Source organism: Colwellia chukchiensis (genome assembly GCF_002104455.1).
Lineage (GTDB): Bacteria > Pseudomonadota > Gammaproteobacteria > Enterobacterales > Alteromonadaceae > Cognaticolwellia > Cognaticolwellia chukchiensis.
The window spans coordinates 1-23260 of the sequence record NZ_NBOC01000015.1 but is presented as its reverse complement, the minus strand read 5'-3'; the positions used below and the strand labels follow the sequence as shown (position 1 = coordinate 23260).

23 protein-coding genes are annotated in these 23260 nt (G+C 41.6%); 8 read left to right on the top strand and 15 right to left on the bottom strand.

The genetic code is table 11. The features are described 5' to 3' along the window. Window positions 1–24: 24 nt before the first annotated feature. The gene (yrfG, locus tag B6K83_RS14370; protein WP_085285621.1) at window positions 25–699 is read right to left on the bottom strand and encodes a GMP/IMP nucleotidase; all 675 of its coding nucleotides are present in this window, start codon (window positions 697–699) and stop codon (window positions 25–27) included. A 181-nt stretch (window positions 700–880) separates the two neighbouring features. Between yrfG and nudE the strand changes: the two genes are divergently transcribed. The 3 genes from nudE (at window position 881) to B6K83_RS14355 (ending at window position 3116) form a co-directional block, all read left to right on the top strand. Next, complete coding sequence (gene nudE / locus B6K83_RS14365) at window positions 881–1438, top strand: ADP compounds hydrolase NudE (RefSeq protein WP_085285620.1); 558 nt, start codon at window positions 881–883, stop codon at window positions 1436–1438. After that, window positions 1435–2265 (top strand): 3'(2'),5'-bisphosphate nucleotidase CysQ, encoded by an 831-nt coding sequence (gene cysQ / locus B6K83_RS14360; RefSeq protein ID WP_175474838.1) that lies wholly within the window; start codon window positions 1435–1437, stop codon window positions 2263–2265. Before nudE ends, cysQ begins: the two co-directional genes overlap by 4 nt. A 266-nt stretch (window positions 2266–2531) precedes the next feature. Next, on the top strand, window positions 2532–3116 hold the full coding sequence (locus B6K83_RS14355; RefSeq protein WP_158088362.1) for a YceI family protein: 585 nt from the start codon (window positions 2532–2534) through the stop codon (window positions 3114–3116). Window positions 3117–3166: 50 nt separating this feature from the next. Here the strand turns inward: B6K83_RS14355 and B6K83_RS14350 are convergent, their stop codons facing one another. From B6K83_RS14350 to B6K83_RS14335, 5 genes are all read right to left on the bottom strand, one after another. Then, entirely contained in the window at window positions 3167–3403 is a 237-nt protein-coding gene (locus B6K83_RS14350) for a YheU family protein (RefSeq protein ID WP_085285618.1), read from the bottom strand. Then, the gene (locus tag B6K83_RS14345; protein ID WP_085285617.1) at window positions 3400–4371 is read right to left on the bottom strand and encodes a hydrolase; all 972 of its coding nucleotides are present in this window, start codon (window positions 4369–4371) and stop codon (window positions 3400–3402) included. Before B6K83_RS14345 ends, B6K83_RS14350 begins: the two co-directional genes overlap by 4 nt. A gap of 126 nt (window positions 4372–4497) precedes the next feature. Beyond that, window positions 4498–4629 carry a DUF3149 domain-containing protein gene (locus tag B6K83_RS18220; RefSeq protein ID WP_139175588.1) on the bottom strand — a complete coding sequence of 44 codons (132 nt, stop codon included), beginning with the start codon at window positions 4627–4629 and terminating at the stop codon, window positions 4498–4500. A 243-nt stretch (window positions 4630–4872) separates the two neighbouring features. Next, window positions 4873–5598, bottom strand: coding sequence for a tetratricopeptide repeat protein (locus B6K83_RS14340; RefSeq protein ID WP_085285616.1), 726 nt, complete (start codon window positions 5596–5598; stop codon window positions 4873–4875). Window positions 5599–5670: 72 nt separating this feature from the next. Further along, a complete protein-coding gene (locus tag B6K83_RS14335) occupies window positions 5671–7572 on the bottom strand; it encodes an ATP-binding cassette domain-containing protein (RefSeq protein WP_085285615.1) in 1902 nt (633 codons plus the stop codon). Between the two features lie 140 nt (window positions 7573–7712). Between B6K83_RS14335 and B6K83_RS14330 the strand changes: the two genes are divergently transcribed. After that, a complete protein-coding gene (locus tag B6K83_RS14330) occupies window positions 7713–7907 on the top strand; it encodes a YheV family putative zinc ribbon protein (RefSeq protein WP_085285614.1) in 195 nt (64 codons plus the stop codon). 69 nt (window positions 7908–7976) lie between these two features. Here B6K83_RS14330 and B6K83_RS14325 read toward each other — a convergent pair whose 3' ends face one another. The 3 genes from B6K83_RS14325 to B6K83_RS14315 form a co-directional block, all read right to left on the bottom strand. Then, the gene (locus B6K83_RS14325) at window positions 7977–10067 is read right to left on the bottom strand and encodes a sensor domain-containing protein (RefSeq protein WP_085285613.1); all 2091 of its coding nucleotides are present in this window, start codon (window positions 10065–10067) and stop codon (window positions 7977–7979) included. Window positions 10068–10355: 288 nt separating this feature from the next. Continuing rightward, window positions 10356–10580: a SlyX family protein gene (locus B6K83_RS14320; protein ID WP_233144033.1), complete on the bottom strand. Its 225-nt coding sequence runs from the start codon at window positions 10578–10580 to the stop codon at window positions 10356–10358. Beyond that, window positions 10580–11575 (bottom strand): WD40 repeat domain-containing protein, encoded by a 996-nt coding sequence (locus B6K83_RS14315; protein WP_233144031.1) that lies wholly within the window; start codon window positions 11573–11575, stop codon window positions 10580–10582. The genes B6K83_RS14320 and B6K83_RS14315 overlap by 1 nt, the downstream gene beginning before the upstream one ends. 120 nt (window positions 11576–11695) lie before the next feature. Here B6K83_RS14315 and B6K83_RS14310 point away from each other — a divergent pair, with 120 nt between their 5' ends. Next, window positions 11696–12454 carry an FKBP-type peptidyl-prolyl cis-trans isomerase gene (locus tag B6K83_RS14310; protein ID WP_085285612.1) on the top strand — a complete coding sequence of 253 codons (759 nt, stop codon included), beginning with the start codon at window positions 11696–11698 and terminating at the stop codon, window positions 12452–12454. A gap of 329 nt (window positions 12455–12783) precedes the next feature. Here the strand turns inward: B6K83_RS14310 and B6K83_RS14305 are convergent, their stop codons facing one another. Beyond that, window positions 12784–13884, bottom strand: coding sequence for an NAD(P)/FAD-dependent oxidoreductase (locus B6K83_RS14305; protein WP_085285611.1), 1101 nt, complete (start codon window positions 13882–13884; stop codon window positions 12784–12786). Between the two features lie 908 nt (window positions 13885–14792). Here B6K83_RS14305 and hemE point away from each other — a divergent pair. Both hemE and B6K83_RS14295 read left to right on the top strand, forming a co-directional pair. After that, window positions 14793–15860: a uroporphyrinogen decarboxylase gene (gene hemE, locus B6K83_RS14300; RefSeq protein WP_085285610.1), complete on the top strand. Its 1068-nt coding sequence runs from the start codon at window positions 14793–14795 to the stop codon at window positions 15858–15860. Window positions 15861–16104: 244 nt separating this feature from the next. Beyond that, window positions 16105–16575 (top strand): hypothetical protein, encoded by a 471-nt coding sequence (locus tag B6K83_RS14295; RefSeq protein WP_085285609.1) that lies wholly within the window; start codon window positions 16105–16107, stop codon window positions 16573–16575. Window positions 16576–16587: 12 nt separating this feature from the next. On the opposite strand, the gene B6K83_RS14290 is transcribed toward B6K83_RS14295, so the two are convergent. The 3 genes from B6K83_RS14290 to B6K83_RS14280 all read right to left on the bottom strand — a co-directional run bounded on the left by B6K83_RS14290 (window position 16588) and on the right by B6K83_RS14280 (window position 19772). Continuing rightward, window positions 16588–17079: a SixA phosphatase family protein gene (locus tag B6K83_RS14290; RefSeq protein WP_085285608.1), complete on the bottom strand. Its 492-nt coding sequence runs from the start codon at window positions 17077–17079 to the stop codon at window positions 16588–16590. A 62-nt stretch (window positions 17080–17141) separates the two neighbouring features. After that, window positions 17142–18584, bottom strand: coding sequence for a Si-specific NAD(P)(+) transhydrogenase (sthA, locus tag B6K83_RS14285; RefSeq protein ID WP_085285607.1), 1443 nt, complete (start codon window positions 18582–18584; stop codon window positions 17142–17144). A 69-nt stretch (window positions 18585–18653) separates the two neighbouring features. Beyond that, window positions 18654–19772: a fatty acid desaturase gene (locus tag B6K83_RS14280; protein WP_085285606.1), complete on the bottom strand. Its 1119-nt coding sequence runs from the start codon at window positions 19770–19772 to the stop codon at window positions 18654–18656. A gap of 234 nt (window positions 19773–20006) precedes the next feature. Here B6K83_RS14280 and fabR point away from each other — a divergent pair, with 234 nt between their 5' ends. Beyond that, entirely contained in the window at window positions 20007–20663 is a 657-nt protein-coding gene (fabR, locus tag B6K83_RS14275; RefSeq protein ID WP_085285605.1) for an HTH-type transcriptional repressor FabR, read from the top strand. On the opposite strand, the gene trmA is transcribed toward fabR, so the two are convergent. Continuing rightward, window positions 20644–21738, bottom strand: a complete 1095-nt coding sequence (trmA, locus tag B6K83_RS14270) for a tRNA (uridine(54)-C5)-methyltransferase TrmA (RefSeq protein WP_085285604.1) — start codon at window positions 21736–21738, stop codon at window positions 20644–20646. The genes fabR and trmA overlap by 20 nt on opposite strands. A gap of 245 nt (window positions 21739–21983) precedes the next feature. Continuing rightward, window positions 21984–22436, bottom strand: coding sequence for an RNA recognition motif domain-containing protein (locus B6K83_RS14265; RefSeq protein ID WP_085285603.1), 453 nt, complete (start codon window positions 22434–22436; stop codon window positions 21984–21986). Window positions 22437–23260 lie beyond the last annotated feature (824 nt).

Below are 23260 nucleotides of genomic sequence, written 5' to 3'. Positions count from 1 at the left end.
TTGCTCCTTAATGTTGGCCTAGGTCTAAGTTAGTTGGCTATTGGTAATGTCACTAAGTAAGTCAGCATAGTTGCTTATCGCGGGGTAGTTATGGATCTCTTGTTGCGCTTTTTTACTATCGGGATTGGCTACGGCAAGTAAGTGTTTAATGCCAAATTGTTTGGCAGCGTCAAGAATGGTGACACTGTCATCGATAAACAACGTTTGTGCTTTATTAAAACCATGCTTTTTTTGCAGTTGGTGCCACAGCGCTTGAGACTCTTTAGTGACACCAAACTCGTGCGTAGAATACAGGGTGTGAAAGTATTTATCTAATTGTGTACGCTCAATTTTTAATGACAAACTTTCTGGATGTGCATTAGTCACCAATACCACATCTCGTCCGGTTCTTTTGAGCGCGGTTAGAAAGTCATGAGCATCGCTGCGTAATTGGATCAGATGCTGAACTTCACGCTTTAACGTGGTAATGGGCAGTTGCGTTTGTGCAGCCCAGTAATCTAAGCAGTACCAATCGAGGGTACCAGCGACTTTTTGATAGTGACTAAGTAGCGCTTGCTTAGCGGCAGCTAAACTTATGTTATGACGTTCGCTATAGCGTTGTGGTAAATGCTGTGACCAAAAGTGATTGTCATAATGTAAATCGAGTATAGTGCCATCCATATCCACTAAAACAGTAGTAATATTTGACCAATCTAGCATAGATTTTTCCCCAAGAAAGACGTTTAATAGGTGATAGTAAGCAGAATAATAGCGCTCGCGTTATGATGGTAATTATTATACCCAAGAGATCATGCTATGTATTCAGTGTTATTGTATTATGAGCCATTCATAGCTTTGCACTGAGCCATTGCTGATTTGAGTTGTTACAATAAAGGGCAATATGACAAGCAAGAAACTACTACCGCAAATTACCGCTCGCAAGCAAGTGGCAAAAAGCCGTTTATTTGCTATCGAACAAATAGATTTAACGTTTAGCAACGGTGTTAGAAGAGAGTATGAGCGCATGTCGGGCACCGGCAGAGGGGCGGTGATGATAGTGCCTATGTTAGATCGCGAGACTATGCTACTGGTACGGGAGTACTGCGCCGGCACGCATAGTTATGAGCTCGGATTTCCCAAAGGCTTAATTGATGCTGGTGAAAGTGCAGCAGAGGCCGCCAACCGAGAGCTAAAAGAAGAAGTCGGCTATGGTGCTAATCGCTTAACCTTAGTACATAGCGTGGCCATGGCACCGGCATTTTTTGATGCGAAAATGGCCATTTTTCTCGCCGAAGACCTTTACGATGAAAAACTACTAGGTGATGAACCTGAAGCACTCGAGATCGTACCTTGGCGAGTCGCAGATTATCAACAATTATTGCAACAGCACGACTTTAACGAAGCCCGCAGTTTAGTGGCTTTGCTTATGGTTAAAGATCACTTAGGAGGAACAGCATGAGCCCTGATATGTTACTGTCTGTTGCGCTTGAAAGTGCCAAAAAAGCGGGCCAAGAAGTGGCGCGATATTATAAAAACGGTAATTACACTGCGGAAATAAAAGCAGATAATAGTCCGGTAACCAGTGCTGATATTGCCGCTAATGATGTGCTAATGGACGTGTTGCAAACGCTCACGCCAGATATTCCTATCATTTCAGAAGAAGTCGGTGCGTTAACATTGGCCCAGCGTGCGAACTGGCCCCGTTACTGGCTGCTTGATCCCATCGATGGTACGGGAGAATTTATGGCGGGTAGTGGCGATTTTGCGGTTAATGTTGCCCTAGTAGAAAATGGCTGGCCTAGTTTAGGGGTGATACACGCCCCTGATCACCATTTAACCTACTACGGACAAAACCACTTGGGCGCATATAAAGAAAACGATAGCGGTAGTCATAAAATTCAAGTTGCTAAGTATCATAGTCAACGCCGTATCAAGGTCGCGATTAGTCGACGCCAAGATATTAACTTAATGGGGCAATATTTAAGTGCTGATTATGACTATGAGCATATTGCCTTGGGAAGTTGCTCGTTAAAAAACTGCTTAATTGCCGAAGGGGGCGCTGACTGCTACTTGCGGGTTGGACCAACGGGTGAGTGGGACACTGGCGCGAGTCATTGCATTATTGAGCAAGCCGGCGGCCGTATTATTGATAGTGAATTTAAGCCGTTAACTTATAATCAGCGTGAAACTTTGATGCAACCAGACTTTTTATCGTTAGGCAACCAAGCACTGCCATGGCGTGATATTATTATTCCTCACCGCGCAACACGCAAAGATATCACTTAAGTAATAAGCTCAGACATAGCGCTCACAATAGTGTGCGCTCTCATTCATCCTATTAAACCTAAGTTGAGGTAAGTTATCGCGCGTTGACAAAAGGTGATGGCTAAAGCCCTCAGTGCTGCGCATTTGATGCCATGCAAAGCCGCACAATTAATGGCATAATGAGTTAAAATCACTTAGTGTTACGGGTTAAACTGCTAACGAATAGCGAGCAGGACTATTTCATTATCACACTCAGGTGCGTGCCTGACAAAACTATGGAGTGCATAATGCGCCAATCAGCTTTATTTTTAATTACCTTGTTAGTGACCACATTTATCAGCGTACCTGCAATGGCAACATGGCAGCTTGATAAGGAAAACTCACAACTAAATTTTAGTTCAGTAAAAAAAGGCAACATTGCTGAAAATCACTTTTTTTCAAATATATCTGGGATGATTAATGAGACAGCGCAAGTCAATATTAGTATTGATCTGGCTAGCGTCAATACGCTAATTCCGATCCGTGATGAGCGTATGAAAACGTTTTTATTTGAAACAGAGAAATATAGTAGCGCCAACTTTAGCGCACAACTGGATAATTCACTCATAGCACGATTAACACTGGGTGAGCCACAAACGGTTAACATCAATGGTATGCTTGACTTTCATGGCGTAAAGCGAGCGTTAGCATTAGAAGTCAGTGTCATTAAGCTGAGCGAAAATAAGCTTTTAGTCTACACCCTGAAGCCAGCATTTGTTAAGGCGCTAGATTTTGGCATTGTTGCAGGCATAAATAAGTTAAAAGCACTGGCGTCGTTAACTAGCATTAATCATGTCGTGCCCGTTAACTTCTCAGTTGTTTTTACCCGCTAGCTTGTTCAATAAAGCAAATGTAACTTGGCACCTACGGGTGCCTTTGTTGTTTAAGGGTTTTCAGCGCTATCGTCGATGAACTGTTCGGCGGGCAAAATATTGACCGTTTCATGTAGTTGAGAATAAACTAACACCGCAGAGCCTTGCTTTAATTGGGTATGTACCGCAGCAATTTTATCGCTTAAGGTAACATCTTCACTGCCATATTCCGTGCCTTCCCTTAATACAAAGCTTTCAATAATGGCCATTAATGTTTCATGGTCAATGCGCTCAAGTGGGATGATCATAAGTACCTCGCAAAAAACTCTGGTATGCGTTGCTCAAGCCAATATGTAGGCTTAAACGGGTTTTTGCCGCTTATAAAGCCCACATGGCCGCCGCGCGAGCTGACTTCAAAAGTCATCTGTTTCGGTAACTGATTGATGGCGGTGATATTTTTATGACATAAAAATGGATCGTCACTGGCATGTATGACTAAACATGGGGCATGGATATGATGTAGTACATCTCGGCCACTGGCTTGTTGATAATAATCGTTAGCATCGCGAAAGCCATTCACGGGTGCTGTAACCAATTGATCAAACTCTCTTATTGAGCGGATTTTGCGTAAATGGTGCGGCGCAATATGATTGACTAACTGTGCATTAATTTTTTTCAGGGTGCTAGCTTTGAGCATATCCACCAGGTATTTTTGGTAAACTCTTGAAAAGCCGCTATTAATACGATCACAACAACTGGATAAGTCCAATGGCGCACAAATAACACAAGCAGCCTGATAAATGTGCTGAGTTTGCTCAGCTAAATAGCGGGTTAGTACGTTACCACCTAATGAAAATCCGACAATCGCTTTTTTTGCTGCGGGATAGTGCGTGGCAAGATACTGACTAAAATGATCCACGTCACAAGTTTGACCACTATGGTATGACTTTGCTAATCGATTAGGCCTGCCACTGCAGCCTCTAAAATGCATCAAAACACCAACCCAACCTTGAGCCTTAATCGCCGACAGCATGCCTTTAGCATAATGGCTATTTTTAGAGCCTTCTAGACCATGTAAAACCGCAACAATGGGGCGAGAACAATCGGCGCTGACTTGCTCAGTCCAAGCTAAATCAATAAAGTCACCATCGGGTAACTCAAGAGTTTCGGTTGTGGTATTAATGGTATGGTGGCGGCGAAAAAACTTAGCAGCTATGGTTTGGCAGTGAGCATTTTTCAGCCACCAAGCCGGGCTGAAAGTACTTTTTGTAAACATAGGATCTTATTAGCAGCAAAACAAAAGGGCATTGTACACCTAATGCAAGTCAATGCCCACTGGCACACTTAAACCGTTAGACAATTGCCAAGCTTGTTAGCTAGACGGTGTAAGTTGCTCCCTGAGTTACTTTTCATCTTCACTAATACGAGCCCAAAAATAGTAAACATAAAAAGCACAAATACCTAATAAAATCGCTAAACCAGCGAATGAAAATATAACAACCGGATCGTTGAGTAGCATATCTACAATGTTCATCACTTACTCCAAATATAGTAGCGAATTAATCAATAATTTAGATAGCATTGTAAATAATAACCTTGCTCAGCATGTTGATTTAGATCACTTTACAAGGCGATAACGCAACGCTGCGCATACACAATGTAAGTACCCAGGCTGGCGGTTGTGGTTTATGGCGTATACAACGGCATAAAAACTGACAAAGCCGCTTGGTCGTTTTCAACCAAGCGGCTTTGTCATTTAAGTTAAACAAGAAGCAAACTAAGATAAGCGTCGGTTTCTTAACTCTCGTTGTTCAATTATTTTGCGATAAATCGCGTCTGCTTTTTCACGTGCAGATTTAATTTGATCGACACTTAAATTTCGCTCATCCATATCACGGCTTTGCTCAGCTTTACGATAACCATTTTTCGCGGCAATAATATTCCAGATATAAGACATTTCTGTGCTTTTAGCGACGCCTTTGCCGTCATAATACATTAAGGCCAGGTTAAATTGGGCTAAGGCATAGTTTTGATCTGCCGCCTTTTGATACCAACGTGAAGCCTGTAAGTAATTACGCGTTACGCCTTCGCCATTATAAAGCATAACGCCCAAGTTAAATTGGGCTCGTGGTAAGTCTTGATTAGCCGCCTTTTCCATTAAGGCATAAGCCGTTTTCAAGTCTTGTTTAACGACATCACCCGCACTGTATAGCAAAGAAAGCTGAAACAGGGCATCGGGGTAATTTTGTGCGGCCGCTAAATTAAATAGCTCTAACGCTTTTTTTTCATTTTTTATCACGCCATAACCATTTAAATAAATGATACCCATTTGATATTGCGCGGGGGCATACTCTTGGGCTACTAGCGGTTCAAATTCTGCAATTGCGGCTTTAAACTCACCGCGATTAAGCTCATAGATCCCCAGATCTAAATCGGCACTGTATGCAAAGCTTGGTGTAAATAGGGCAATGCTAAGTGTTAATAAGGCAAATTTTTTCATCATAATGTCCTATCCTTTTGTGTCGATGTAAAATGGCTAGCATTTAGCTACGTTAGCTTAAGTGTAGCAATAAATTTAACAAGCTTGTGACATTATCGCTTCAATTTGCTCTTCAAGGTCAAGCCATTGTATTTCATTGACCTCTAAATCTTGCTTAAGCTTAGCTTGGCGCTTGAGTAACTCGGTCAGTTTAGTTTTGTGCTCAGCTTGATAAATGTCACTATCAGCCAGTTTAGCCTCAACGTCGGTTAACTCGTCTTGGCACTGTTGTACCAGTTTTTCAAATTTATCGGCCTGTTTGCGCAGCGGAGACGCTTTTTTGCGTAACTCGGCTTGTGCTTTACGTTGCTGTTTCTTATCCACTTGAGGTTCGTTAAGTACTTTGTTGGCTTTAACGCTTAGTTTTTTCTCATCAGTCAACCAGTGTTGATAGTCGTCGATATCACCGTCAAAGTCGGTGACTTGACCATTGGCGACTAAATAAAATTCATCGACACAAGACTCTAATAAATATCTGTCGTGGGCAATTAGAATAATGGCACCTTCAAAGTCTTGTAGTGCAAGTACCAAGGCTTGACGCATTTCTAAATCTAGGTGGTTAGTAGGTTCATCTAGCAGAAGTAATTGCGGCTTTTCTAATACTATCAGGGCTAAAACTAAGCGGGCTTTTTCTCCGCCCGACATAGTGTTCACGCTGTCGAGGGCTTGGTCACCACTAAAGCCAAAACGCCCTAAAAAGTTTCGTGCTTGTAATTCAGTTAATGCTGGTTTAGCACGAGTGATATGCTCAATAGCGCTGCTGCTCATATGTAATTGTTCGAGTTGATGCTGCGAAAAGTAACCGATTTTAAGCTCTTGTGCGCAATAACGTTCACCTTGCAGCAAGGCTAAGTCACCGGCTAATGATTTTATCAGTGTCGATTTACCCGCACCATTGCGGCCCAATAAGCCAATACGGCTACCAGGGACTAAGGTCAGGTTGACGGTTTGTAAAATAATCGCGTCACGACTATAACCACACTGGCTTTCGGTTAACGACAATAAAGGGTAGGGCAAAGTGTCGGGTTGCTCAAAACTGAAAGTAAATTGACTATCAACATGCGCAGGGGCTAGGTCAGGCAGCTTTTGCAGCCGCTTTAAGCGACTTTGTGCTTGCTTGGCTTTACTCGCTTTGGCGCGGAAGCGATCGACAAACGAAGTCAAGTGCGCAACTTCTTTTTGTTGTTTTTGGTATTGTGCATCTTGTTGGGCTAAATGCTCAGCGCGCTGGCGTTCGAAGGCACTATAGTTACCGGCATAGAGTTTGGCACTTTGTTGTTCAATGTGCAGAATTTGATTAATGACATCATCAAGAAAGTCGCGATCGTGTGAGATCAAAACCAAGGTGCCGGTGAAGCGTTTTAGCCAACGCTGTAACCAGATAACCGCATCTAAATCTAAATGGTTGGTGGGCTCATCGAGCAATAATAAATCAGCGCGACTGATCAAGGCTTGGGCTAAGTTTAAGCGCATGCGCCAACCGCCAGAAAATGCTTTTACTGGGCTGCTAAGTTGCGCTTGTAAAAAGCCTAATCCGTGCAGTAATTCGCCTGCTCTGGCTGGTAAGCTATAACCGTTAATGGTATCTATTTGATTAATAATAGTCGCTTCAAGCGTGCCGTTGTCATCGGCGCGCGCTTGCGCTAATTTAGCTTCTAGCTGGCGAAACTCAACATCACCATCGATAACATAATCTAATGCCGACTGCTCTAGTGCCGGTGTTTCTTGCTTTACCGTGGCTATTTTCCAACTACTGGGCAAGGTTAAATTGCCACCATCAGCGGGTAAGGTACCTAATAAGCTGGCAAATAATGAAGACTTTCCACAGCCGTTGGCACCAACAAGCCCCACCTTATGATTAGCGTGTATGGTAAAACTTGATGATTTTATGAGGGTTTTCGCACCTCGGGCTAAGGTTAACTCTGTGGCTGTGATCATTTATTGCTACTCTTTTTAATGCTGGACACTATTGTCGCTTTTCCTGAGGGGATAGTTCAAGGTAAAATAGTGCAACTGGCACGATATCTTGCTAAAACAATGAAAATTGCTGGCAAGTTTAAACTTTACAAGGTAATTCAGTGAAAAAACGATTTATAGCAGGGGCTACTTGCCCTAAGTGTCAAGCCATGGATACTATGGCGCTAAGTAAAGAAAATGGCGTCGAGACAGTTACCTGTGTCAGTTGCGGCGAACAAATGTCACAACCTGAAGAGCATGTTGTGCAGGAAGTAAGGCCGAATGAGAAAGTCATTGGTATTTTTAAACCAGAGTAGCATGGCAAACTGCCATTTATGGTCGGCAATAGCTTTATTAACTTATTGCTAGTGCAGGTAAAAGCTTGTTTATTCTGCGCTTTGTTGAGTTGAAAGCTCAAGTAACTGAGCTGCTAGGATTGGCTTGCTAAAGTAGTAGCCTTGTACAGTATTACAACCTAACTTGCTTAATATGGCCAGCTGTTGTTGTGTTTCTACCCCTTCAGCAATAACGGTTAAATCTAAACTGTGAGACATGGCGATGGTGGCTTTAACTAGGTTGTAGTCGGATGTATTTAGGGCTATTCCTTGAATAAAACTTCGATCAATTTTTAGGGTTTTAAACGGATATTTTCTCAGGTAATTGAGTGAAGAATAGCCGGTGCCAAAATCATCCATTGCTAACGTAAACCCTAAGTCATTGATGGTTTGTAAAGCTTGTTGAATGTGTGTTTGGTCGCCTAACAATAAGCCTTCGGTGATTTCCAACTCGATTTGCTGAGCATCAATATTGAGTTTATTAAGGCTATCTTGCAGTAAGTTTAGTAACTCAGTGTCGCGAAATTGCCGCGGTGATAAGTTAATTGCCATGGTATAAGGTTTTTCAGTGTGACTTTGCCATGTTTTTAAGAAGCTTAAAGCCTGATTAAAGACATACTTGCCAATCGCGACGATAAGCCCTGAATGCTCTGCTATCGGAATAAACTCATCTGGCGTTACTTGGCCCAGCGCAGGGTTATGCCAACGAAGTAATGCTTCTGCCCCTATGATCTTACCCGTTTTCACCTCAATTTGTGGCTGATAATGTAGGGTAAACTCTTCACGTTCGAGTGCACCATGCAATTGTTCTTCAACTTTAAAGCGTCGTAACATCTGAGTATTCATTGCTTTGGTAAAAAATGAATAGGTATTACGTCCTAGTGTTTTTGCTTGGTACATGGCGGTATCCGCGTTGCGCAATAAGTCAGAGGCATTATTACCGTTATTAGGGTAGGTAGCGACGCCGATACTTAGCGTCAATACTAACTCACGGCCATTGATATTAAATGGTGCTCTAAAGACGTTTAGTATATTTTCCGTAATAGCTAAAATATGTTCACTGGCGTTGAAGTCTTTCAATAAGACAATAAATTCGTCCCCCCCTAAGCGGCCAACGGTATCTTCTTTGCGCAGAACTTGCTGTAGCCGGCGCGCAGACTCAACTAAAATGGCATCGCCGACTTCGTGACCAAGTGAGTCGTTCACTTTTTTAAAGTCGTCTAAGTCAAGAAATAGCACCGCAGCTTTGGCATTATTGCGCTCAGCTTTGATTAAAATCTGCGAAAGCCTGTCTAAGGCCAAAAAACGGTTTGGTAAGTCGGTTAAGCTATCAAAATAGGCTTGATGTTTGATTAATTCTGCCGTTTTATGCTGCTCAGTAATATCGCGAATGATAACCATGATTTGTTGATATTTTTCGATGTGGTTAATACGCGCTTCAAAGTGGGCTAAGCCTTGAGGCATAGCCAGCTCATACTCAAAACTGATGATAGATTTTTGTTGTGTCGACTTGGCAATATCAATATGACGCTGGAACTTACGGGCAACTTCTGTAGGAAGTACTTGCATCATACGTTTGCCAATAAATTCTGCCTCAGGTAAGTAGAGAGTGTTTTTATTGCTTGCATGGTAATCTAAGATAGTACCATCAGGTTTCATTAGGAAAAATAAATCTGGAATTGCTTCAAATATTGTTTTTAGCATTTGCTCTTTAAAGTGAGCCTGTGCTTGCGCTTGCCTAACCTCAGTTAAGTCAATATCAATGCAATACATCTGTTTGACATTATGCTGATTGATAAACATTACATGGCTTGAAAAAACAGCAACTGCATGGCCATTTTTATGACGTAGAGAGAGCTCTGCTGCCGGAATAGCAATGCCTTTTGTTATCCAGTCGTGATGAGCGGCAATAACCTTGTCGCGCATTGGCTCAGGAATGATTAATTCTTCAAGCTTTTTACCGCTTGCTTCTTGCTTGCTATAGCCATAAAGCGAGGTGCTGCCTTCATTCCAATAAATAACACGGCGCTCTTCATCGTAACCCTGCACCGAAATGGCTTTGACAGCATCAAAGAGCTGATGGAGTGGATCGTTGGTAACATATTGATGATTTAATAGTTTATCAACGTTGCTTGGTAGCATTTAGTGCGCCTCAGACTCGTCATGACTTGTACTTTAGCATAGTCATAAAGCTTGATTTGCGCACGGGAATATTTTATTTATCTGATACGCATTTTTTATTTTTTTACTGAGCAAAGTATATGTTAACCAGTTAGTTACAGCTAAGTCGTGAGCAAAAGAGGCTTGGTGCAGGCAGTAGCTGTGCATGTTAGCGTGTAATAGCTAATGGTTGTTGCTTTGCATGAGCGTTTTTTATCATTGTGTGATACTCAAACCAATGCGTTTTTCGCGCATTCGCTTTAAGTTGGCTTAATAATGCGGTGGCGGTGGCTCGACTTCTTCTTTGCTTTGTTGTTCATTGGGCGTACTTTCTTTAATTCGTGTGGCTAATAATGCGATTTGTTGTTTTAATTCAGCTATTTGGCCTTGATGTATAGATAACTCATGATTGAGCTGTTCAATAACATCATCTTGAAAGGCATTGCGGGTTTCAAGCGTTTCTATGGCTTGTGTTAATTCTTTAATTGATTGCACTAGTTAGTTACCTGCCATAATTCTGCATATCCTGAGGAGCTTTCGGTGATCACTTGAGTATTATCTCTAAAAGCAACACTATAAACAACCGCGCCAGCGGGTCGGATATCTTCCCGCGGTGTCACCCGCCAACTTGTAAGACGTTCACCTGTGGCTATCGCCCATACGCTCACTTTACGAGATGGCGCGCCGGTAAGCAGTAAGCTGCCGTCGGGTGAAAATTGCACCGCACTAAACACTTCTTGGCGGTTGCTATATTTTAAGCTGCTGATCAGTTGCCCTGTTTTTAAATCCCATATATGGGCGGCTTTTTTACTATCGGCAGTAAAGGCATAGCGGCCTTTGGCATCTAAGGCGACCATAGTGATACGGCTAGGATGATTAAAGCGATAAATCACTTGCCCTGACACTGTATCCCAAACATAAGCCACAAAGTCATTGCCACCAGAAATTGCGACACGGCCATTAGGCAACATGTCAACGGCATTAATTTTTTCTTGGTGACCTAAAAACTCCAAACGTCGACCAGTACCTGGTGTTATATGCACCACTTTACCGTTACTTTGGCCTATTAATATATATGTACCATTATTAGCGATCGCCACATCACGAATAGTAGACTCAGTGATCGACCAAAAGCCTTCTGATTGACCATTTTCAATATTCCATAGCGAAAATTCATGGCGATTGGCTGTTAAAGCGTGGCTGTTATTATCGGCAATATCTGCCGCGAGCACTAAATTGTCGGCACTATTTTGTTGTTGTGACCAGTTGTACTTTAGTGCGTTTGCTTCAATATCCCACAAACTGATGCCGTGATGAATGGACGAGACAACACTATATTTGCCATCATTTGAGATATTGGCCGCATATGCCCCCTCAACCGCATGTTGCCACCTTGCTAGAGGTTGTTGAGCTATAGGTTGGCAAGCGCTGAGCAAAATCAATAAAAACAAAAGCTTGGCTTTAATCAGTGGGCGGTTAGTGTTTCTCAAAATATTAATACTTTTTTCTTAAGGCATTTATCGTTAGTATAAGCCGCATTGTTTTACAATTCACACATATTTAAATGACTTAGCAAAAATTTCTGGCTGAGTCGCCAAACGGAGATGTAGATGAAATTTTTTAAACCGACGGTTGTCGCTATCGCGCTATTATCAGTCATGGGTTGTCAAGAATCGGCCAAGCAAGAAGAAGCGGCAGTGGTACTTGACAGTGAAATACAAAAGCAAGCCTACGGTTTAGGTGCTTCAATTGGGATGTATATGGAGCGTAACCTTGAAGAACACGATAAAATGGGCTTGAACTTGGATAAGTCGCTTATTATTCGTGGTTTTACCGACAGTATGGCCGGTAAGTCTCAAATTGAACAAGAAGACATTCAAGCGCTATTGATGAACCTAGATCAGGCAATGAAAGCGAAACAAGCTGAACAAGCAACAGCGGCTGCAGAAGCTAGTTTAAAAGAAGGTCAGCAATATTTAGCTGAAAATGCAAAAAAAGATGGCGTTCAAGTTACTGAGTCAGGTATTCAATATCAAATAATTACCCCAGCTGACGGTGAAAAACCGGCGGCGACAGACACAGTAAAAGTGCATTATAAAGGTACTTTTTTAAATGGCGAAACTTTTGATAGTTCATATGACCGTGGTCAGCCAGCGGTATTTCCTTTAAACCGCGTTATCTCTGGTTGGACAGAAGGTGTACAGTTAATGCCAGTGGGCTCTAAGTTTAAATTTACTATTCCATCAGAGCTTGCTTATGGACCTAATGGCAATCCACCGCGCATTCCGGGTAACTCAGTGCTAGAGTTTGAAATTGAATTGTTAGAGATTCAAAAGCCTGAAGCGGCAGAGCAGGTTGGCGATCAGTAAGCGCTACCACAGACAATCGAAGCTAAAAACCAACCCATGAGGTTGGTTTTTTATTGTCATAAAATCTTAGGTTCTGTTGACCTTGTAAGATTATTTTGACAGCGACTTGTTGGGTATTTAGATAAGGCAGAGCTTGTGACGTGTTACTCGCTACAGGAACAGATGATAACGGCGTTTAAACTTCAAACAAGTGCCGCCTTTAGCTTCATTTAAAACGAACGTAGGCTTTGTTGCTCGCTTTTAAATAGCCTTACGATTATTCAAAGCTCGCGGTCCGATTAAATTCGTTTTACATTGAATAAATGTTTACCCTAAAAGATCAACAGACCCTAGACTAAGCCCTCTACATAGCGAGCAATCGCGAGGCTTGACGTTAGTCCTGGCGAGTCGATACCAAATAAATTAATGAGGCCATTGACACCATGCTCGTTACTATCTTGAATGAGAAAGTCTTTAAAACCCTCATTTTCCGCTTGTAATTTAGGTCGAATGCCGGCGTAATCTGGCTGCAATTTACTGGCATCAAGGTTTGGAAAATATTGGCGGATTGCGGCAACAAATTTAGCCTTGAGCTCAAGGTCAACATGATAATCTAACTGATTGATATATTGAGTATCCGGACCAAACTTTAGCTGATCTGCCGTGTTGAGTGACGCATGGATACCTAAACCATTGGCTGAAGGTATGGGGTAAATTAACTGCTGAAATGGACTTTTAGTGTGATAACTAAAATAGTGACCACGACAATAATGTATGGTTGGAATATATTGGCTTGGCATCGCCTCGATTGTCTTTGCAACGCGAGTCGCATGCAAGCCGGCACAGTTAATTAATATCGCACACTGAATGCTTATTTCTTCCCCTTGGCTATGAAGTTGCACCGTAAAGCCTTGACGATTTGCTTGTACTGAGTACACTTCGCTTTGACATGCATATGTGCCGCCATTCGATTCAATTTCTGCTAATAAACTTTGCATATAGCTATGCACGTCAATAATACCGGTTGAAGGGGATAATAACGCTATTGAAGCCGATAACTCAGGGGTTGAACGTTTGAGTTGGGCACGAGTTTGCCACATTAAGTCATGTACACCATTGCGCTGCGCTTGGTTGAGTATATTTGCTAGCGCGGCTTCTTCAGCTTTGCCATTAGCGACCAGTAATTTACCAAGCTTTTTATGAGGGATATGTCGTTGTTGGCAGTATTGGTAAAGTAACTGCTTACCTTCAACGCATAACCGCGCTTTCAAGCTATGCTCAGGATAATAAAGTCCAGCGTGAATCACCTCACTATTACGACTACTGGTTTCTTCTCCGAAGCTGAGGTTTTTCTCAACAATTAGCAACTGCGGATAGTGTTTACTTAGCTTGGCAGCAATAGCTAAACCCACGACACCTGCACCTACTACGAGCACGTCGACACTATCCATGATCTACACCTCAACTTTGCCTGCTTATGGTTAAATTGTGGTTGCTAAGTGGCTGTTAGGCAAGTTGGAGCTTAAAAGTGCTCAGCAGTTGGAACTTTTGATGAACTGACGTTTAAGTCTAGCATTAGGGGTTTAAAAGTTAACGCTTGTTATCGCAAACTAAAACCCAGTTGTGCAGAGCAGTAGGTAAAGTTGTTGAGCTTTTTCATTTGGCAATAAAAAAGCCTTACCGAAGTAAGGCTTGAAATGCTCGCTGTATGGTCTAGTTAAACTAGCTTCTTGTTAGTTATTTCTCTATTTTTTATTATTGTTGTCACGAGTTCAGAGCAATTTATAGCAAAGGGTTTTTCTCTGTGCAACAACTTTAATAGAGCATATATTCCACGAATTTTTTCGTATAAAGTGCATTCTCATACTAGGCATTGTTAATGGGCGCTATTATGGGGGCAACAGCAAATCATATGCATTTATTTTATTGATGTTCCCTTTTTTAGCTAAGTGATAAAGTTATTAATTATTAAACACTTAATGTGTTGTCTTGATGAGGCGAATCACAAGATAAATAACAGCAACTGGTGTACCAGTGTGATGCTATTTTTTATTAATTACTGCCATTACTCGCGCAGTTGTTGAAAAATTTAATTTAATAAAAATACAAATAAACTAAATATAATTTTGTTTTTGCACATTGGTGGCAAAATGAGGATGTTGATAGTTGCGTCACGACAATGACAGGAATGCGTAATAACAACCAACCGATTCTGCTTAGGTAAAAGTGATATTTATCAGATTTCTTCTAGTAAAAGAGTATAAGATCCTTGTTTGCAGCACGAGATTTGATTTGGAACATAGAACAATAAAATTTGAAGTGTTAGAATGCGCGCATATTATAGCGGAGAAGAGTTTTCATGACTAAATTAAAGAACGATACGTATTTGCGTGCGCTTTTGCGCCAACCTGTTGATTATACGCCTGTGTGGATGATGCGCCAAGCTGGCCGTTATTTACCTGAGTATCGTGAGGTTCGTAAAGATGCCGGCGACTTTATGTCGGTTTGCCGTGATGCTGATTTAGCTTGTGAAGTGACAATTCAACCATTACGTCGCTTTCCACTTGATGCAGCCATTTTATTTAGTGATATTTTAACCATCCCTGATGCGATGGGACTCGGGCTTTATTTTGAAACCGGTGAAGGCCCTAAGTTTGAGCGTCCAATCACTTGTAAAGCTGATATTGATAAAATCGGCATTCCAGATCCCGAAGGCGAACTGCAATATGTGATGAATGCCGTACGCACCATAAAAAAAGCCTTGAATGGTGATGTGCCTCTTATTGGCTTTTCAGGTAGTCCATGGACATTAGCAACCTACATGATTGAAGGCGGTAGCTCGAAAGCCTTTACCAAGATCAAGAAAATGATGTTCTCTGATCCGCAAACATTACATTTATTATTAGATAAGCTGGCAGACTCAGTTATTTCATACTTAAATGCCCAAGTTGCTGCTGGCGCACAGTCATTGATGGTATTCGATACTTGGGGTGGTGTTTTGTCACCACGTGATTATAAAGAGTTCTCATTACAGTATATGGCAAAAATTGTTGATGGTTTAACCCGTCATCATGATGGCCGCCAAGTACCGGTTACGCTATTTACCAAAAATGGTGGTATGTGGTTAGAAGATATTGCGGCGACAGGTTGTGATGCAGTAGGACTTGATTGGACTATTGATATTGAAAACGCAAAAGCACGTGTAGGCGACAAAGTAGCACTACAAGGAAATATGGATCCGTCAATGCTGTATGCGCCTCTGCCGCGTATTGAGCAGGAAGTGTCAAAAATATTAACGGGTTTTGGTGAAGGTGGTACTGGCCATGTCTTTAACTTAGGACATGGTATACACCCAGATGTTAACCCTGAGCATGCCAAGCACTTTATAGAGTCAGTACATCGCTTAAGCAAGCCTTTTCATAAATAAAAGCCACTATTAACTGCCAGACACGAGTCAAGCTCAATCTTGGCTAAGTTAATATGACAAAGGAGCCGTAGGCTCCTTTTTTTATGCCGCAATTATTTTCCGCTGTTTTATTGATAAATATGAGCCGCTAACAGTAACGCACTTGATTAACGCATTGCTCTAACTTAGTGCTCTGTTTACTACTATTTTATTGCTAAACGATAAGGTATGCTTGGAGCAGAAATTGATTATTAGGGATATTATCATGATGATAAATAATAAGTGCTTGAATGTCTTGGTCATCAGCTTATGGTTGAGTGCCTGTGGTAGTAGCACTAATGATAGCGAACAAAATAGCGCTGCCCATGCAACACAAGCAACAGATACGAAAACTGCTCAGCCAGAGGCAAACACAGCACAGGCCAGCGAGCAACAAGTTAAGGCAATATTAAAAGGCCATAAAATGACCAAAGCACAAGATGATATGAGTAACTGGCAACGTGGTCGAGTGCAGTTCTTAAATTTAGAAGGTGGCTTTTACGGCATCATTACCGATTCAGGACAAAAGATATTACCCATGAACATGGCTAAAGAGTTTGCCCAACACGGTGCTATTGTGCGCATTAAGGGCAAAGTCAAAAATGTTATGACTATTCAGCAATGGGGGACACCGTTTACTATTACAGATATCGAGCTGATCACACCTGGTGATCAAGCAAACAAAAATGAAATGTAAACACAAAATAGATTAAGGGCAAGTGAGTGGCTGAGTAAATAAGGTCAATGTTTTACCACCGTCACTTACTTGAATTTGATAGAGATTACGATATTGTTTTTCGGTTATCTCTTTTACTTCTATCTCACTGAGTAAGGCTGCTAGTTGCGGCGTGGTATTGCTATGCCCCACCACTAAGATATTCTCTTGCTGTGCAAGTAATTGTTGTGAAAACTCATTAAGTTTCGCAGGCGAATAGTGCTTTATTATTAGTTGTTGCTGTTTAGCAAGCGGCGTTGCGGTTGCTACTGTACGCCGGTATGGCGTGCTATAAATTTTTTTAATATTTGCCTGAGCTAACATGCTAGCCAGTTGTGATGCGCGTAATTGACCACATTCGGTTAATTTAGGATCTTGGTCTAATGTTTGCTTTTCGGCGTGTCGCACTAAGTAAATACTGTAACTTTCTTGTGCCTGTATAGGGGCTACAAAAAGGCTAAGGACTAAGAGATAAACATATCGCATATGGTTGCCATTTCAGGTTAATTTTTCAGGGGAAAGCCGTTCTCGCTTTCCTGCGTGTTGATTTAAAAAAGGCGATTTAAACCGTTTAGTGCTGCGACCCTAAATGCCTCGGCCATGGTTGGGTAGTTAAAGGTGGTTTCAACAAAATATTCAATGGTATTACCGCCATTGGTTTGTTGCATGATGGCTTGACCAATGTGAATAATTTCCGCGGCATTTTCCCCAAAGCAATGAATGCCTAAAATTTCTTTACTGTCACGATGAAACAGTATTTTTAATGAGCCAACTAAGTTATTAGAAATTTGCGCCCTAGCTAAGTGTTTAAACTGCGCACGTCCTACCTCGTAAGGCACTTTCGCAGCGGTTAACTCTTGTTCGGTTTTACCTACTGAGCTGATCTCGGGAATGGTGTAAATACCGGTCGGAATATCAACGGTTAATCTGTTTTTGCCAGTACCGTCAAGCATGGCACTTGCACAAATCCGCCCTTGGTCAAATGCCGCACTGGCTAAACTGGGGTAGCCAATGACATCGCCGACAGCAAATATACTGTCAACATCGGTTTGGTAATACTCATTGACTTTAAGTTGTCCGCGACCATCTGCCACTAAGCCCGCATTTTCCAGCTTTAAGTCAGCGGTATTACCGGTGCGGCCATTTGCAAACAATAAACAATCAGCGCGCATTTTTTTCCCTGACGCTAAATGTACGATCACGGCATCGTCGCTGGTTTCGACGCGCTCAAATTGCTCGCCGTGACGGATCACAACACCGTTATTCCAGAGGTGATAACTTAACGAGTCAGACATTTCATCGTCTAAAAATGATAACAGTCGATCACGGGTGTTGATCAAGTCAACTTTAACCCCTAAACCACGAAATATTGATGCGTATTCACTGCCAATGACACCCGCACCATAAATAATAATATGACGAGGTGAATGTTCTAACGATAAAATACTGTCAGAGTCGTAAACCCGAGAGTGTGTAAAATCTATATTGTCGGGACGATATGGACGCGAGCCCGTGGCGATAACGATTTGTTTGGCGGTAATGGTGTCAATAGAGCCATCAATGCGCAATACCTGAAGGGTATTGGCATTGACAAACGAAGCTTCACCATAAAAGTGCTCGACTTCATTGCGATGATAAAAGCCGCTGCGTAAATTGACTTGCTTGCGAATAACCGCCGAGGCATGACTTAATATATCTTGAAACGTCAGTTGCTTGGCATTTTGTCCCGCATTAAATAATGGGTTTGAATTATAGTCAATGAGCTGGCTTACCGATTGACGCAAAGCTTTAGAAGGAATAGTACCCCAGTGGGTGCAGCCACCGCCAACATTGTGGTAACGCTCTATGATGGCAACTTTTTTATTGCGCTTAGCTAAATTCATGGCGGCACCTTCCCCCCCCGGGCCGGTGCCAATAATGATAGCGTCGAAATCATAGCTAGTAATCGCGCTATTTGCTTGCGTGGTGTTAGCTTGTGCTTTTTTAGTCAACGGTAAACCCTTTATTGCCTGCTTTGGTTAGGAAAATTTTAGCAGGAATCAAATCTAAGGTAACTGTTTTTATGCAAGATTTTCTAGCATATGTTGCCAACTGCGTTGTTGCTCAGCAAGTCGTCTTTTTATTTCTTGATATTGAGCCATGATGTCGGAGTTTTCTACATCAGCAATTAACTTATCGCGTTTACTGGCGATTAATGCTTTGCGTAATGCATAAAACTCGTTCACTTTGTGGATCAATTCATCATATTCATGCTGCAATTTTTCCAGTAGCAACTCGGCATTGGGGTGTGCGGCAATTTTTTTCTGATTGCGCAATAAAACCATAGATAGGCGTGCCTTTTCAATTTTATCTTCTGGTGTAACCCGTAGTTTTGACGTGAGCTTTAGGTGCTGGCACGCTTTAATAAACCATTTCGTCGGGTCGAACTGCCACCAACGTATACCATTGCGATAGTCGTTTTCAAAAATATGGTGATAATTGTGGTAGCCCTCACCAAAGGTAAAAAATGCTAAAAATCCATTATCACGGGCGGTGTTTTTATCGGTATAAGTTTGTTTACCCCAAACATGCGCCAATGAATTAATAAAAAAAGTGGTGTGATGGCTTAATACTAAACGTAGCACGCCAAGCAACAACAGGCTGTTGAGCATATCGCCATGCCATAAACCAAACAGTATAGGAACACCAAAGTTCATTAAGATAGTCAATAGCAAGTAATGCTTATGTTGCCACATGACAATCGCATCTTTTTGTAAATCTCTAACATTACTATAATCTTGGTAACGCTCCGGTTGGTGATCCCTTAACATCCAGCCGATATGAGAGTGCCAAAAGCCCATTTTTGCGGAGTAGGGATCAACATGATTTTTATCAACATGTTTATGATGTATACGATGATCTGAAGACCAATGTAAGGCGCTATTTTGTAGAGCAAATGCGCCGCCTAGCGCATAAATGATTCTGAGCGACCAATGTGCTTGATAGGTTCTATGCGACCAAAGACGATGATAGCCTGCGGTGATCGACATGCCACAGTATATAAAGCATATAATTGCAGCAATAATTTCAGTAGTATCAAAGCCGTGGGTATAGGCGCGGTAGGGTACTGCAATTGCAGCGATTAAAAAGGTAATGCTAAATACAAATACATTTAACCAAAGAATAGCGGGCTTTTTCATTAATCTTCCATTTAGGTCTTGGCACTGATTATTTCAGTGTACACTTGTACGCTATTTTAACTTTCCTTTTAGTTGAGTCAAGTGCTGATGCGCATTTAAAGCAAGATAAAAAAATATATAAATGCTACTGACTCGTTAAGGCCCAGATCACAATTGCGCTAGTAATATTCACATTTTTGGGTATCATAGCCACTCCAAGACAGCGCAAAAGTTAAGATATTAGGTAAATGAGCGATGAGCGGCATTCGGGCACTGCAAAAAGAAAAAACTCGTCGTCAGTTAATTGATGCGGCATTAGGGCAATTGAGTAGTGAGCGCAGCTTTTCGAGCTTAAGTTTGCGCGAAGTAGCAAAGGTGGCAGGGCTAGCACCAACTTCATTTTACCGTCACTTCTCTGATATGGATGAACTGGGACTCACCTTAGTGGATGAAGCTGGCTTAACCTTGCGGCAATTAATGCGTCAAGCCCGACAACGCATTGAAAAAGGCGGCTCAGTGATCCAAATATCGGTTCATACCTTTATGGAGTTTATCGAAAATAACGGCAATATTTTTCGATTGTTATTGCGTGAGCGTTCAGGCACTTCCCCAGCTTTTCGTGCTGCGGTTAATCGTGAAATTCGCTATTTCACCTTAGAGCTTTGTGATTACTTACAACAAGCCAATAAGCTTGATGGTGAGGTGGCTTATTTGCAAGCCAACGCTGCAGTGACTATCGTTTTTAGCGCTGGCTCTGATGCCTTAGATTGTGATAAAAAAGACCTTGTAGCGCTGTCAGATCGCACCATCAAGCAATTGCGCTTTATTGCTCGAGGGGCATATGAATTTAGTTTGCGTAATGATAATCGAGGTGACGCAACGACGAAGCATATTAACGACGAGACAAAATAACGCCAACCTCGACATGATGGGTATAGGGAAATTGGTCAAATAAGGCAAAGTGCTCTATTTTATGGCTTTTAATCAGCTCAGCTAAGTTCTCTTTTAGGGTATCTGGGTTACACGAAATATAGATTATTCGTTCAAAGCGGCTGACTAACTCAACGCTCTCAGGATCTAAACCGGCGCGTGGAGGATCCACCAAAACCGTTTGATAATTATAACTGCTAAGATCAAAGCCCTCTAAACGACGAAATACTCTTTCACCATTCATGGCCTGACTAAAGTCTTCACTGGCCATTCTGACAATATCAACGTTTTCTAGTTGGTTCGCTGCAATATTAATTTGCGCCGATCTAACCGAGGTTTTTGATATTTCTGTGCCTAATACCCGATCAAAATTTTCCGCTAAGGCAATACTAAAGTTGCCATTGCCACAATACAGTTCAATTAAATCGCCCCCTGTAGCTTTAGTAGCTTGTTGCGCCCAAAGTAACATTTTCTCATTTACCTTGGCATTGGGTTGCGTAAAGCTATTTTCTACTTGTTGATAATGAAATGTTTTGCCCGCCACCGTTAAAGCTTCCATGACATAATCTTTATCCAGCACCACTTTTTGCTTGCGGGCTCGACCGATAATATCAACCGCTGCTATTGCAGACAGACGAGATTTTAGTTGCTGTGCCTGGTCAATCCACTGTTCATCTAACTGTTTATGGTAAAGCAGGCTGATCAAGACTTCGCCACTGAGCGTTGAGAGAAAGTCGACTTGAAATAAGCGTTGGCGTAATACAGGTTTATCTTTGATATCAGCAAGCAGTGCGCTCATAAACTGATTAATTAAGGTACTTGCAACGGGAAAGTCAACAACTTTAAACTTCTCTTTTGTTTCAGTGTTGAACATAATGTAGTACAGCTCATCGCCTTGATGCCAGACCCGAAATTCCGCGCGTTGACGATAATGTAGTGGTGGAGAGCTAAATACATCTATGCTGGGTAGATCAAATTGCGCAAAGTTGTTGGCAATGCTGAGCTGTTTTTCGTCAAGCTGTTGTTGATAATTATCTGGGTGGATGTGACTAAACATTGAAATACCTTGCTGTTGGCGACTATCGTGAATTCATCATTTGGCGTGGATTCTAGCGGCTGTCGATTATTTGTCTACCAAATACTAGCAAAATATTAGAAGAATTTTGTTTCAGCCGGCCTGCAAAGCGCTGAACGTAAAAAAGACACAAGCCATGGCGTCTATTTTAGTTAATTGTTGAGTTTAATAAGCCCACGAGCAATTTGCGTCGTGAGCTTTAAAAGCCATAGGCTAAATGGGATATATTAGTCAGATACGGCAGCAGGCTCAGGTCGCTCTTTTGCCTCTCTAACCTTTAATGTTCGCTGTTGAAATTCACTGTCATTTAATGATGCGATCGCTTTATCTGCATCAGATGCAGATATTTCAACAAAGCCAAAACCACGCCTTTTACCTGTATGTTTATCTTTCATTAAACGTACAGACTGGACTTGTCCATAAGCGGAAAATAGCTCTCTGACCGCTGCTTCGTTCGCTCGGTAGGGCAAGTTACCTACATAAAGCGTAGTAACGTTACTGTCCGAGTCATTTGAGTTTTGTGCACTTTTTCCAATTAAGGGAGCAACAAAGGCACAAACAAAAGCGATAGCTGCAACACTGATACTGGTAAGTTCGAACATATTGCTGCTAGCTAAAAGATAAATAGCAACAGAAAATATCAACGCCACAATTAGCGTTAATGCTTGAGGAGACTTCATAATGAATACCTAATTATTATTGTATTAAAAGCTGAAATTGCAATTCTATGTTACCCACCTTTTTGCAATGTGCAACTATAAGTGCATACTTTATTTAGCTTAATCAGTTAAGTAGCGATAAATGTCGCTAATGTATTTATTATGACCATAAGCAGTATTTTCTCTAAGTAAACATCCTTAAAGTGAAGCTTATTGATACTGTTAACATAAGAGTGTACAAAATGTGTTAGCGGACTATTATGAGTCTAAACTGTCTTTGTTCGCCATGAGCGTATGCTTTTCAATCGTCGATAGCACAATAAAAATACCGTCCGGTTAAATAAAAAGCAAACAAACACATTTTTGCAATTTAATTGCATTTAGCGGTTGACGCGGGGCGATAAATCTCTAAAATGCGCTCCACTTCTTCGGGACAAGTCGAAGAGGCAGTTTTAATAGGTTATCTAGCACGGTTTCGGCTGATTTAGTTAACTTAACGTTTTAAAGTAAGGGTTTTAAATGTTCTGAAAAGAATGTTTAAAAAGTTTCAAAAAAGCGTTGACATTAAAACTGAGTTGCGTAGAATGCGCATCTCGCTTCAGGCAAGGCTATTAGCCAGCTTCAAGCAACAAGCGGTCTAGCAACAAATGAGATTGTTGGCTCGCGCCGAATAAAACGTTCATCCATGAACGCATCGGCATACCTACGTCAGTAGGCATCTTTAACAATTAGTTATCATGCAATTTGTGTGGACACTCACATTAATGTTGATTTTACCTAGTTATCCTTTCTTCGGGAAGTGCATAACAAAAAAACAGCTTAATATGATGTCACACAAAAATATG